The 12,127-nt window shown below is 67.8% G+C and carries 12 protein-coding genes; 6 read left to right on the top strand and 6 right to left on the bottom strand.

Annotated features, from left to right (window positions below; all coding sequences use genetic code 11):
- The first annotated feature begins 35 nt into the window (after window positions 1–35).
- Together P7644_RS02570 and P7644_RS02565 are read left to right on the top strand one after the other, a co-directional pair.
- Complete coding sequence (locus P7644_RS02570) at window positions 36–1,025, top strand: tripartite tricarboxylate transporter substrate-binding protein (RefSeq protein ID WP_404301440.1); 990 nt, start codon at window positions 36–38, stop codon at window positions 1,023–1,025.
- A gap of 146 nt (window positions 1,026–1,171) precedes the next feature.
- On the top strand, window positions 1,172–2,182 hold the full coding sequence (locus P7644_RS02565) for a Bug family tripartite tricarboxylate transporter substrate binding protein (RefSeq protein WP_404301439.1): 1,011 nt from the start codon (window positions 1,172–1,174) through the stop codon (window positions 2,180–2,182).
- A gap of 13 nt (window positions 2,183–2,195) precedes the next feature.
- Here the strand turns inward: P7644_RS02565 and P7644_RS02560 are convergent, their stop codons facing one another.
- Together P7644_RS02560 and P7644_RS02555 are read right to left on the bottom strand one after the other, a co-directional pair.
- Window positions 2,196–2,522, bottom strand: a complete 327-nt coding sequence (locus P7644_RS02560; RefSeq protein WP_404301438.1) for a DUF1840 domain-containing protein — start codon at window positions 2,520–2,522, stop codon at window positions 2,196–2,198.
- Window positions 2,523–2,542: 20 nt separating this feature from the next.
- A complete protein-coding gene (locus tag P7644_RS02555; RefSeq protein ID WP_404301437.1) occupies window positions 2,543–3,835 on the bottom strand; it encodes a class I SAM-dependent methyltransferase in 1,293 nt (430 codons plus the stop codon).
- 259 nt (window positions 3,836–4,094) lie between these two features.
- Between P7644_RS02555 and P7644_RS02550 the strand changes: the two genes are divergently transcribed.
- A complete protein-coding gene (locus tag P7644_RS02550; RefSeq protein WP_317700398.1) occupies window positions 4,095–4,256 on the top strand; it encodes a hypothetical protein in 162 nt (53 codons plus the stop codon).
- Between the two features lie 42 nt (window positions 4,257–4,298).
- On the opposite strand, the gene P7644_RS02545 is transcribed toward P7644_RS02550, so the two are convergent.
- Window positions 4,299–4,955, bottom strand: coding sequence for a DNA-3-methyladenine glycosylase I (locus P7644_RS02545; protein WP_404301436.1), 657 nt, complete (start codon window positions 4,953–4,955; stop codon window positions 4,299–4,301).
- Window positions 4,956–5,007: 52 nt separating this feature from the next.
- On the opposite strand from P7644_RS02545, the gene P7644_RS02540 reads away from it, so the two are divergent.
- A complete protein-coding gene (locus P7644_RS02540; protein WP_404301435.1) occupies window positions 5,008–6,126 on the top strand; it encodes an aminopeptidase in 1,119 nt (372 codons plus the stop codon).
- 2 nt (window positions 6,127–6,128) lie between these two features.
- Here P7644_RS02540 and P7644_RS02535 read toward each other — a convergent pair whose 3' ends face one another.
- Window positions 6,129–6,386 (bottom strand): acyl-CoA-binding protein, encoded by a 258-nt coding sequence (locus P7644_RS02535; protein WP_404301434.1) that lies wholly within the window; start codon window positions 6,384–6,386, stop codon window positions 6,129–6,131.
- A gap of 82 nt (window positions 6,387–6,468) precedes the next feature.
- Window positions 6,469–7,674: a M20 aminoacylase family protein gene (locus tag P7644_RS02530; RefSeq protein WP_404301433.1), complete on the bottom strand. Its 1,206-nt coding sequence runs from the start codon at window positions 7,672–7,674 to the stop codon at window positions 6,469–6,471.
- Window positions 7,675–7,792: 118 nt separating this feature from the next.
- On the opposite strand from P7644_RS02530, the gene P7644_RS02525 reads away from it, so the two are divergent.
- On the top strand, window positions 7,793–9,874 hold the full coding sequence (locus P7644_RS02525; RefSeq protein WP_404301432.1) for a molybdopterin-dependent oxidoreductase: 2,082 nt from the start codon (window positions 7,793–7,795) through the stop codon (window positions 9,872–9,874).
- A 60-nt stretch (window positions 9,875–9,934) separates the two neighbouring features.
- On the opposite strand, the gene P7644_RS02520 is transcribed toward P7644_RS02525, so the two are convergent.
- The gene (locus P7644_RS02520; protein ID WP_404301431.1) at window positions 9,935–10,915 is read right to left on the bottom strand and encodes a fumarylacetoacetate hydrolase family protein; all 981 of its coding nucleotides are present in this window, start codon (window positions 10,913–10,915) and stop codon (window positions 9,935–9,937) included.
- A gap of 44 nt (window positions 10,916–10,959) precedes the next feature.
- Here P7644_RS02520 and P7644_RS02515 point away from each other — a divergent pair, with 44 nt between their 5' ends.
- Window positions 10,960–12,105, top strand: coding sequence for a DUF3108 domain-containing protein (locus tag P7644_RS02515; protein WP_404301430.1), 1,146 nt, complete (start codon window positions 10,960–10,962; stop codon window positions 12,103–12,105).
- Window positions 12,106–12,127 lie beyond the last annotated feature (22 nt).

The following is a 12,127-nucleotide window of genomic DNA, read 5'->3' as shown; positions in this document are numbered from 1 at the left end:
TCCTATCATTGCGCATGTTTTTTCAAGGAAGCTCCATGCACACCACCTTCAAGCTCGCCCTGGGCGCGGCCTCCATCCTGGCCGCCTTCGGGGCCTCTGCCCAGGCTTACCCAGCAGCGGGCAAAAACATCTCCATCGTCGTGCCCTTCTCGGCCGGCGGCCCCACCGACCGCGTGGCGCGCGACCTGGCCGAAGCCATGCGCAAACCCCTGGGCGGCGCCACCATCGTCATCGACAACGCCGCCGGAGCGGGCAGCACCATTGGCGTGGCCAAGGTGGCCCGGGCTGCTCCCGATGGCTACACCCTGCTGCTCACCCACATCGGCATGGCCACCATCCCCACGCTGTACCGCAAGCTGCCGTTCAACGTGATGAACGACTTCGAGTTCCTGGGCATCGTCAACGACGTGCCCATGACCATCATCTCGCGCCCGACGCTGGAGGCGAAGAACTACAAGGAACTCGCGGCCTGGATCGCGCAGAAAAAGGAAAAGGTGAACCTGGGCCATTCCGGCCTGGGGTCGGCCGGCCATCTGTGCGGGCTGATGTTCCAGCACGCGCTGCAGTCGCACATGACGCCCGTAGCCTACAAGGGCGCGGCGCCGGCCATCACCGACCTGATCGGCGGCCAGATCGACCTGATGTGCGACCAGACCACCAACACCACGGCGCAGATCGAGGGCAAGAAGGTCAAGGCCTTTGCCGTCACCACCAGCCAGCGCCTGACGATGCCGGCGCTCAAGGATCTGCCGACGCTGCAGGAGAGCGGCCTGAAGGACTTCAACGTCTCGGTCTGGCACGGCCTGTATGCCCCCAAGGGCACGCCCGCCGCCGTGGTTGCGCGCATCAACGAGGCGCTGCAGGTGGCCGTGAAAGACCCTGAGTTCATCAAGAAGCAGGAAGGCCTGGGCGCCGTGGTGGTGGCCGACAAGCGCGTGGAGCCGGCCGAGCACAGGAAGTTCGTGCAGTCCGAAATCGACAAGTGGGGCGTGGTTATCAAGGCTGCTGGCGCCTACGCCGACTGACCCCCGGCCAGCGCCAACGCTCTCAACGCCCGCTGCACCTGCAGCGGGCGTTTTCGTTTTCTCCGGCCCTGCGGGTTACCCTGCTGGCGCGGCACTCCCGCAAGGCCCTACAAATGGCGCTTTCTTGTCAACGCTCGGGAGGAGTCATGCACATCAACACCCCACGCCGCCAGGCCCTGCACACCCTTGCCGCCGCTCTGGCCCTGGGCCTGGCCGGCATGGCACAGGCGCAAACCCATTGGCCCACCAAGCCGGTGCGCATCGTCGTGCCGTTCGCGGCCGGCGGCACCACCGACATCCTGGCGCGCGCCATCGCCCCCGAACTGGGCAAGGTCTTCGGCCAGCAGTTCATCGTGGACAACCGCGGCGGCGCGGGCGGCAACATCGGCGCGGAGCTGGTGGCCAAGGCGCCCGGCGACGGCTACACCCTGCTCATGGGCACGGTGGGCACGCATGGCATCAACCGTGCACTCTACAAGCAGCTGCCCTATGACCCGATCAAGGACTTCGCGCCCATCACGCTGGTGGCCTCGGTGCCCAACGTCATGGTCATGAACACCGAGAAGGCGCGCGCCCTAGGCATCGCCACCGTGCAGGACTTCATCCGCTACGCCAAGGCCAACCCGGGCCGGCTGAACATGGCCTCCAGCGGCAACGGCACCTCCATCCACCTGGCGGGCGAGCTGTTCAAGAGCATGACCGGCACCTACATGCTGCACATGCCCTACCGCGGCTCGGCACCGGCGCTGCTGGACATGGTGGGCGGCAACATGGACGTGATGTTCGACAACCTGCCGTCCTCCATGGCGCATATCAAGTCCGGCAAGCTCAGGGCGCTGGCCGTGACCAGCGCTGCACGCTCGGCCGCCCTGCCCGACGTGCCCACGGTGGAAGAGGCCGGCGGCCCGCCGCTCAAGGGCTACGAGGCCAGCTCCTGGTTTGGCCTGCTGGCGCCCGCGGGCACGCCGGCCGAGGTGGTGCAGCGCCTGCAGCAGGAGGTGGCGAAGGCCCTGGCCAGCCCGGCCGTGAAGGAACGGCTACTGGCGCAGGGCGCGATTCCGGGCGGCAACACGAGCGCCGAGTTCACGGCCATGATCGACGGCGAGCACCGCAAGTGGGCGCAGGTGGTGAAGGCCTCGGGCGCGAAGGTGGATTAACCCCCAGCCCAGATCACCAGACCACGTCGTGATCCTCGGCGGCGCTGCGGCGCAGCATGTCGATGAAAGGCGCCGCGCGCTGGCGTAGGCTCACGGAGTCGCGCGGCAGCTCCCGGCCATCGTCCGGCGCGCCCTCATCGTCGTCGGTAGCTGCGGCGCGTACCGCATCGTCGGCCAGCACGGCCGTCTCCAGTGCGGCAATGGCCGCAGGGATCTGCGCCACGGTCACGATGCCATGGCTGTCGTCGGGGCTCTTGCCAATGATCTGCAGCACGCGTCGGCCATTGGGCTCCAGCATGATGAGGTCGGCCGTGGCGAGGGATTTGAATTTGAAAAGCATCGGGCCTCCAGAACAATGTTTCAGGCGGTGCGCGGCTTCGCCAGGTCTGCATACATGTAGGCGCGGTTGAAAGGATAGTCGCACTGGGCCCCCTGGAGCGCGCCCTGCGCGACCACCCCCGTGGGCCGCGCCGCCAGTATCTGGTGCAGCGCGATCCAGCCACGCTCGAAGGCCAGGGCGCTGCCCGCCAGGTACAGGCGGTAGGCGCGCAGCGCCTTTTCACCCAACTCCTGGCCATGCTGGCTGACCAGAATATGCCGCGCCTCTTGCAGGCGCGCTTCCAGCGCATCGGACCAGGCCCACAGCGTGCGCGTGTAATGCGGGCGCAGGTTTTCCGTGTCCAGCATTTCCAGGCCGGCGCGCGCCAGCTCCTGCAGCGCCACGCTCACATGCAGCAGCTCGCCGCCGGGGAAAATGTAGCGCTCAATGAAGTCACCCATGCCGGCGCCCAGGCCGGCGGTGTTGTCCAGCCCGGCCGCGGTGATGCCATGGTTCATCAGCAGGCCGCCGGGACGCAGCAGGCGCTGCATGCTGGCAAAGTAGCGCCCCATCTGCGCATGGCCCACATGCTCGAACATGCCCACCGAGGCAATCTTGTCGAAGGGCTCGTCCACTTGCAGCGCACGATAGTCCAGCAACTGCATGCGCACCCGGCCCTGCAGGCCGCGCGCGTGGATCAGCCGCTGCGCATGGGCATGCTGGTGGCGCGACAGGGTGACGCCCGTGGCGTCCACGCCGTAATGCTCGGCGGCCCACAGCAGCAAGCCGCCCCAGCCCGCACCCATGTCCAGAAAACGCTCGCCCGGGCGCAGCATGAGCTTCTTGCAGATATGGTCAAGCTTGGCCTCCTGCGCCTGTGCCAGGCTCATGCCCGCGGCGGAAAAATAGGCGCAGGAATAGACCAGCCGCGGATCCAGCCACAGGGCATAGAAATCATCGGACAGGTCGTAGTGGCGCTCGACGTGCCGGGCATCCCACTGCCGCGTATGCGCCGCCATGGAGCGCGCGCGCAGCAGCACGCGGCGCCACCAGTGCGAATGCTCGTCGCGCGCCGGATCCAGGCGCAGCAGGGCCGCGGCCGCGGCCATGAGCTGGCGCATGCCGCCCTCCACCACCACCCGGCCTTCGACGATGGCCGTGCCCACATGGCCGATCTCACCCATGGCCAGGGCCACCATGGCCATGCGGTCGTGCAAACTAAGGCGCAGATCGGCCTTCGCGTCGCCCAGCCACTTCCCGCTCGGCAGCTCCACGGCGATAGCCACCGGCGACCGTGCCAGGTTGGACTCCAGGGAACTGAGCAAATGCTTCACGGCATGTCCTCCTTGCTTGGGAGCAGGCGCGATTCTTGGGGCCACGAAGCCTTCACGTCAATCGGCGCAAGCCATAAGTTATATCCGTGTAAATTCGGCTGAAATGCTGGTCCTGCAAGCGCAAATAACTATATTTTTCATAGCAAAACAAGGATCGCCATGGTCATGCCGCGGCACACACCTGCCCCTGGCTTGAAAGGGATGCTCTCAAATATGGCCTAATAGCGGGCTTTCACCGTTTTTCATTGCAGGAACCATCATGGGCAACAAAATCGTCACCGAAGCCGACCGCAAGCGTACTCCCCGCCCCACCCCCATGCCCGGCATGCCCGTGGCCACGCAAGGCCGCGGCCAGCGCGTGAGCCTGGAGCGCGGCGTGGCCACGCGCAGCAAGAAGAACCCGGGCAAGCGCCACGGTTGAGATGCGCCAGCACCATGAAACAGCCCTCTTCGGAGGGCTGTTTCATTTGGGCGCCACAAAGGCGGCGCGCGCCGCCGCCGCGGCGGCACGCGCGCCGCAGCCCTCGATATGGTCGTTGACCAGGCCCATGGCCTGCATGAAGGCATACATGGTCGTCGGGCCGACGAAGCTGAAGCCGCGTTGCTTCAGGTCCTTGGACAGCGCCACGGATGCGGCCGAGGTGGTGAGCGCGCGCACGGCATCCAGCGTCATGCGCCCGGGCCGGTCCTGCGCGGCCTGCGGTGCATAGCGCCACACATAGGCGCAGAGGGACCCGAATTCGCCACGCAACTGCAGCACACGCCGCGCATTGTTGATGGCCGACTCGATCTTGCCGCGGTGGCGCACGATGGCCGCATCGCCCATCAACCGCTCGACCTCGGCCGGGCCGAAGCGCGCCAGCTCCTCGGCCTCGAAGTTCGCCAGCGCGGCGCGGAAGGCCTCGCGCTTGTTCAAGATGGTGATCCAGGACAGGCCCGCCTGGAAGCCCTCCAGGCACAGCTTTTCGAACAGGCGGCGCTCATCGGCTACGGGAAAGCCCCACTCATGGTCGTGGTAATGGCGGTACAGGGGCGAGGCTCGGCACCAGAAGCAGCGTGCGTGGCCCGCCTCGTCGGCAAACAGGCCGCTGGCGTGCAGGGCATCTTGGGCATCGGACATGGCCGCATTGTGCGGCAGGCATGGCACGCAGTGCTTGCTATGCTGCGCCTCCATGCCCGTCCACCGATTGCGTCCCCTGCTGCTGGCCGCCGCCCTGCTGCTGGGCGGCTGCGCGCAATCGGGCGGCACGCCGGGCTACTACTGGCAGTCGCTGCGCGGGCATCTGGAGCTCCTGCAGGCGGCCCGCCCGGTGCAGGAATGGATAGACCGTGCGGACACACCGGCGCCGCTGCGCGAGCGGCTGGCGCTGGCGCAAAACGCGCGCAGCTTTGCCGTGACCGAGTTGGCGCTGCCCGACAACGCCAGCTACCGGCGCTATGCCCGCCTGGAGCGCAGCGCCGCCGTGTGGAACGTGGTCGCGGCCGGGCCCTACTCGCTCCAGCTGCACCGCTGGTGCTTTCCGATCACCGGCTGCATAGGCTACCGCGGCTACTTCGACGAGGCCGACGCCCGCGCCGAAGCCGCCCGGCTGGCCGCCACGGGGCTGGAAGTGAACGTGTACGGCGTGCCCGCCTATTCCACGCTGGGCTACAGCAACTGGCTGGGCGGCGATCCGCTCCTGTCCACCTTCATCGCCTGGCCGGAGGGCGACTTCGTGCGCCTGCTGTTCCATGAACTGGCGCACCAGCAGGTCTATGCCGTGGGGGACACGGCCTTCAACGAGTCCTACGCCACGGCCGTGGAACGCCTGGGCGTGCGGCGCTGGCTGGAGCTGCATGCCCGGCCGGCGGCGCGCACGCAGTTCGAGGCCAGCGAGCAGCGCCGCGCACAGTTTCGCGCCCTCACGCGCGCCACGCGCGCACGCTTGGCAGAGATTTATGCATCAAATACGGCTGAAACACCCGACCACAAAGCGCAGGCAGCTATGAAAACAGAAGCCATGCGGGCGTTTCATGCCGACTACGCGGCCCTGCGCGCGCGCTGGCTGGCGGCGCAGATAGCGCCCGCACAGCTCGCGGCCCTGGACCGGTGGGTGAGCGAGGCCAACAACGCCAGCTTTGCGGCCCAGGGCGCCTATGACGACCTGGTGCCGGCCTTCGTGGCGCTGTTTCAGCGCGAGGGGCGCGACTGGCCGCGCTTTCATGCGGCCGTGCGGGCACTGGCCCAGTTGCCACAGGCCGAGCGCGAGGCTGCGCTCAGGGCGCTGGCAGCGCCGGCAGGCGGCGCTTGATGTCAGCCGCGCAGGGACTCGATGAGATCGATGTACTGCTGCTTGGCCGCATCCGCGGCCGTGCCCTTGAGCTTTTCCCAGGCGTCCCATTTGGCACGGCCCACGATGTCGGAGAAGCTCGGCTTCTTCTCGGCGTTGTCGCCCGCCGTGGCCTGCTTGTACAAGGCGTAGATCTTCAGCAGCGTGGGATTGTCCGGGCGCTCGGTGAGCAGCCTGGACTGGGCGACGGCGGCCTCGAAGGCTGCGTTCAGGTCGGACATGGGGTCTCTCCAATGGCGGATGTGATCAGCACGCAAGTGTAGTCACAAATCTGCACGACCGTTCTTTTTTCTGTGGATACGCTCAAACCGTGGGCGAGGCCAGCCACTGGCGCGCCAGCTCCACCCAGTAGGTGCCGCCCAGCGGGATCAGCGCGTCATTGAAGTCGTAGCTCGGGTTGTGCAGCGTGCAGGGGCCGCCGCCATGGCCCATGTCGCGGTGGTCGCCGTCGCCGTTGGCGATGAAGACATAGGCGCCCGGCTTGGCTTGCAGCATGAAGGAAAAATCCTCGGCCCCGCCGGTGGGCTCCTGGGCCAGCACCTTGTCTGCGCCCACGATGTCCACCATCACCTGGCGCGCAAACGCGGCCTCGGCCTCGGAGTTGATCGTGGGCGGGTAATTGCGCACGAACTCGAACTCGCAGCGCGCCTCGAAGGCCGCGCAGGTGTGCTCAGCCACCTGGCGCATGCGCCGCTCGATCATGTCCAGCAACTCGACGGAGAAGGTGCGCACCGTGCCCTGCAGCACGCAGAAGTCGGGCACCACGTTGGTGGCCTCGCCGGCCTGGATCATGGTGACCGAGATCACGCCGGCCTCGATGGGCTTCTTGTTGCGGCTGATGATGGTCTGGAAGGCCTGCACCATCTGGCAGGCCACGGGCACGGGGTCGATCCCTAGGTGCGGCATGGCGCCATGGCTGCCCTTGCCATGGATGGTGATCTTGAACTCGTTGGATGAGGCCATCACCGGCCCCGGGCTCACGGCAAAGCTGCCCGTAGGCATGCCGGGCCAGTTGTGCATGCCGAACACGGCCTGCATGGGGAACTTGTCGAACAGGCCGTCCTTGATCATCTCGCGCGCGCCGCCGCCGCCCTCCTCGGCCGGCTGGAAGATCAGGTACACGGTGCCGTCAAAGTCGCGGTGCTGGGAAAAATACTGTGCCGCTGCCAGCAGCATGGCCGTGTGCCCGTCATGGCCGCAGGCGTGCATCTTGCCCGCATGCTTGCTGGCGTGGGCGAAGGTGTTGAACTCCTGCATGGGCAGGGCGTCGATGTCGGCGCGCAGGCCCACGGCGCGGCCGCAGGCGCCGCCGTCGCGGCCCTGCACTATGCCCACCACACCCGTCGTGCCCAGCCCGCGGTGGATGGGGATGCCCCATTCGGTGAGCTTGGCGGCAATCACGTCGGCCGTGCGCTCTTCCTTGAAGCAGAGTTCAGGATGGGCATGGATGTCGCGGCGCACGGTGGCGATGGCAGGGGCGGCGGCGGCAATGGCGTCTAGGATCTTCATGATGTGCTCAGAGCTTGTTTCCTTGGAAGCCTGACAGTCTAGCCCTGCCCGACAGGCCTGCCAAACAACGGGTTATGGACAAAGAAACCATGCCTCTGGCCCCTGCCTGCGCTTCGTGATGAAATGCACGCCCGCCACCGACCCAGCACCCGCCATGCCCACCGCCACCATCCGCGGCGCCTGCCCGCACGACTGCCCCGACACCTGTGCCCTCATCACCACCGTGGAGAACGGCCGCGCCGTGCGCGTGCAGGGCAACCCGGCGCATGCGCAGACCGGCGGCGTGCTGTGCGCCAAGGTCTCACGCTATGCCGAGCGCACGCACCACGCCGAGCGCATCCTCACGCCCTTGAAGCGCACCGGCCCCAAGGGCAGCGGCCGGTTCGCGCCCGTGTCCTGGGACGAGGCGCTTACCGACATCGCCCGGCGCCTTGGCAAAATAGCCGCGCGCGACGCGCAGGCCATCTTGCCCTACAGCTACGCCGGCACCATGGGCCTGGTGCAGGGCGAGAGCATGGACCGGCGCTTCTTCCACCGCCTGGGCGCGTCGCTGCTGAACCGCACCATCTGCGCCACCGCCGGCGGCGAGGGGCTCAACTACACGCTGGGCGGCAAGCTGGGCATGAAGGTGGAGTTCTTCGCGGAGGCCAGGCTGATCCTGATCTGGGGCAGCAACTCCATCGGCAGCAACCTGCATTTCTGGCGCATCGCCCAGCAGGCCAAGCGGGACGGCGCGCGCCTAGTGTGCATAGACCCGCGCCGCACCGAGACCGCCGAGAAATGCCACGAGCACCTGCAGCTGCGCCCCGGCACCGACGCCGCGCTGGCCCTGGCGCTGATGCACGAACTCATAGTGCATGACTGGCTGGACCACGATTACATCGCGCGCCACACGCTGGGCTGGGAGGCCTTGCGCGCACGCGCCCTCGAATGGCCACCCGAGCGCGCGGCCGAGGTCTGCGGATTGAGCGTGGAGCAGATCCGCCGCCTGGCGCGCGAGTACGGCCAGACGAAGCCCGCCGCCATCCGCCTGAACTACGGCGTGCAGCGCGCACATGGTGGCGGCAACGCGGTGCGCGCCGTGGCCTGCCTGCCCGCGCTCACCGGCGCCTGGCGCGAACGTGCGGGCGGCATGCTGCTGTCCAGTTCCGGCGCCTTCCCCGTGGACCGTGCGGCGCTGCAGCGCCCCGAGCTGCTGGCCGACCGCACACCGCGCACCATCAACATGGTGACCATCGGCGACGACCTGCTGCGCGAATCCTCACCCGCCTTCGGCCCGCGCATCGAGGCCCTGGTGGTCTACAACAGCAACCCCGTGGCCGTGGCGCCCGAGTCGCCCAAGGTGGTGCGCGGCTTTGCACGCGAGGACCTGTTCACCGTGGTGCTGGAGCATTTCCAGACCGACACGGCCGACTGGGCCGACTACATCCTGCCTGCCACCACCCAGCTTGAGCACTGGGACGTGCACCTGGCCTACGGCCACACCGACGTGCTGCTTAACCGCCCGGCCATTCAACCCCAGGGCCAGGCGCGCAGCAACGCACAGATCTTCCGCGACCTGGCGGCGCGCATGGGGTTCACTGAGTCCTGCTTTGCCGACAGCGACGAAAAGCTGTGCCGCCAGGCCTATGGCGAGAAGGTGGACTTCAACCTGCTGCTGGAGCAGGGCTTCGCCCCGCTGCCCGTGCCCGATGCGCCGTTTGCCGATGGCGGCTTTCCCACGCCCTCAGGGCGCTGCGAATTTTTCAGCCAGCGCCTGGCCGATCAGGGCCTGGACCCGCTGCCCGGCCATGTACCGAACCACGAGGTGGCGGGAGAATCGGCGCTGTACCCGCTGGCCATGATCTCGCCGCCGGCGCGCAACTTCCTCAACTCCAGCTTCGTCAACCTGCAAAGCCTGCGCGACATCGAAGGCCGCCCGCTGCTGGAGATGCACCCCGACGACGCCAGCGCGCGCGGCATTGCCGACGGCGCCCTGGTACGCGTCTTCAACGGGCGCGGCAGCTACGAATGCCACGCCGCGCTCAACGGGCGCGCCCGCCCCGGCGTGGTCAACAGCCTGGGCGTGTGGTGGCGCAAGCTGGGCCACAACGGCACGAATGTGAACGAACTCACCAGCCAGGCCCTGACGGACATGGGCGCCGGGCCGACGTTCTACGACTGCACCGTACAGGTCGAGGCGGCGGAAAAATGCTCCTGAACCAATAGCTGCTAACGCTTTATTCACAAGCACTACAGCCATTTTTCTTTCATAAACCCGCTACGGCTGGGCAATGCACTGGTCAATGGCCCCAAACAGGCTTAGCCCGTCCCGGCCCTTCATCTCAATGCGGATGGTGTCGCCGTACTTCATGAATTCCGTACTCGGCTGGCCGTCCTCGATGGTCTCCATGCAGCGCTTCTCGGCAATGCAGGAATAGCCCTTGGACCAGTCCTTGTTGCTCACCGTGCCGCTGCCCACGATGGAGCCGGCGCGCACGTTGCGCGTCTTGGCGATATGGGCGATGAGCTGGCCGAAGTGGAAGCTCATCTCCGGCCCTGCCTCGCACATGCCGACCTTGCGACCGTTCCAGGTCGATTGCAGCGTCAGGTGCACGCGCCCGCCCTGCCAGGCATCGCCCAGCTCGTCCAGCGTCACGGCCACGGGGCTGAAGGCGGTGGCCGGCTTGGACTGGAAGAAGCCGAAGCCCTTGGCCAGCTCGGCCGGTATCAGGTTGCGCAGGCTGACATCGTTGGCCAGCATCACCAGGCGTATGCCGTCGAGCGCCTGCTCAGGCGCCGCGCCCATCTTCACGTCGCCGGTGATGACGGCGATCTCGGCCTCGAAGTCGATGCCCATGGCCTCGGCAGGCACGACCACGTCGTCGCAGGGGCCCAGGAAATCGTCGCTGCCGCCCTGGTACATGAGCGGATCGGTGTAAAAGCTGGCCGGCACCTCGGCGCCGCGCGCCTTGCGTACCAGCTCGACATGGTTGAGGTAGGCCGAGCCATCGGCCCACTGGTAGGCGCGCGGCAGCGGCGCCATGCACTGGCGCGCGTCGAACGGGAACGCATGGCGCGCGCGGCCGGCGTTGAGCTGCTCGTACAGGTCCTGCAGCTGCGGTGCGAGGAAGTTCCAGTCGTCCAGCGCCTGCTGCAGGCGGCTGGCAATGCCGGTCGCATAATGGGCTTGCGCTAAATCACGAGAGACAACGACAAGCTGGCCGTCGCGTGATCCGTCCTTGTAGGTCGCCAGTTTCATGGTGCATGCCTTCCGTCAGGGTGGGTTTCGTACCCAAAAATTCTATGCCGCACCGTGCCCTGCTACTGCTCACCGCCCTGGTACTGGCCCTGCACTGGCTGGTGCTAGTGGGCCTGCCGCTGGGCGGCAGCGATCGGGGCCAGCCGCAGCGCATGGCCTTGCACACGCGCATGCTGCCGCCGCCACCCGCCCCAGCGCCGCCACCCGAGGCCAAGCCCGCGCCCACGGCGACGCCGCGGCCGCGCCCGGTGCGCAGGCCCAGGCCCGCAGCAGTGGCGCCAACGCCCGCTCCGCCAACGCCCGCAGCACGGCCAGACATCCAGGCCGGCATCGGCCCGCCCGACGAGTTCATCAGCCCCATGGAGGTAGACGCCACCGCCCCGGCGGTTGAGGAGGCCGCACCCGCCAGCCAGGCGCCGACGCCGCCAGAGGCCGGCGCGGTGGAACCCGCCACGCCAGGGCAGCCGGAGGCACAGAGCGCCGGCGTCGAGATCCGCCCCCCCGGGGCCGACGGCGCCAGCGCCAGCACCGAGCCGCCGCCCGTGCTGCTGCCGCCATCCACCCGGCTGGAATTTGCCGTGGCGGGCGAGGTCAAGAAGTTCCACTACAGCGCCAGCGCCGAGCTGCTGTGGCACCGGGACGGCCCGCGCTATGAGGCGCGCCAGCAGATCAAGGCCTTCTTGCTCGGCTCGCGCACGCAAAGCAGCGTGGGCAGCATCACGCCCCAGGGTCTGCGTCCCGAGCGCTTTGGCGACAAGTCGCGGCGCAGCGAGCAGGCAGCGCATTTCGACTTCGAGCGCCACGAGGTGATCTTCAGCGCCAACACCCCGCGCGCCACCATAGGCGCGGGCGCGCAGGACCGGCTCAGCGTATTCATACAGCTCGGCGCCCTGCTGGCCGCCGCTCCCGAACGCTACCCGCCGGGCACGCAGATCGCGCTGACCACCGTGGGCGCGCGCAGCGCCGACCTCTGGACCTTCACCGTCGAAGGCCCAGAGACGCTGGATCTGCCCGCCGGCAGCACGCCGGCCCTGAAGCTGCAGCGCCTGCCACGCGAGGGCCAACACTACGAACAGAAGGCAGAGCTCTGGCTGGGCAGCACACTGCACTATCTGCCGGTGCGCATCCGCCTGAGCCAAGGCAACGGCGACTTTGCCGACCTGCTGCTCAGCGGCCACGCAGCACCCTGACCGGCCCCTGCAGGCCCATACC

Source organism: Alicycliphilus denitrificans, assembly GCF_044792555.1.
GTDB classification, from domain to species: domain Bacteria; phylum Pseudomonadota; class Gammaproteobacteria; order Burkholderiales; family Burkholderiaceae_C; genus Alicycliphilus; species Alicycliphilus denitrificans_A.
The sequence above is the reverse complement of the archived record's forward strand: the minus strand, read 5'-3'. Positions and strand labels throughout refer to the sequence as shown.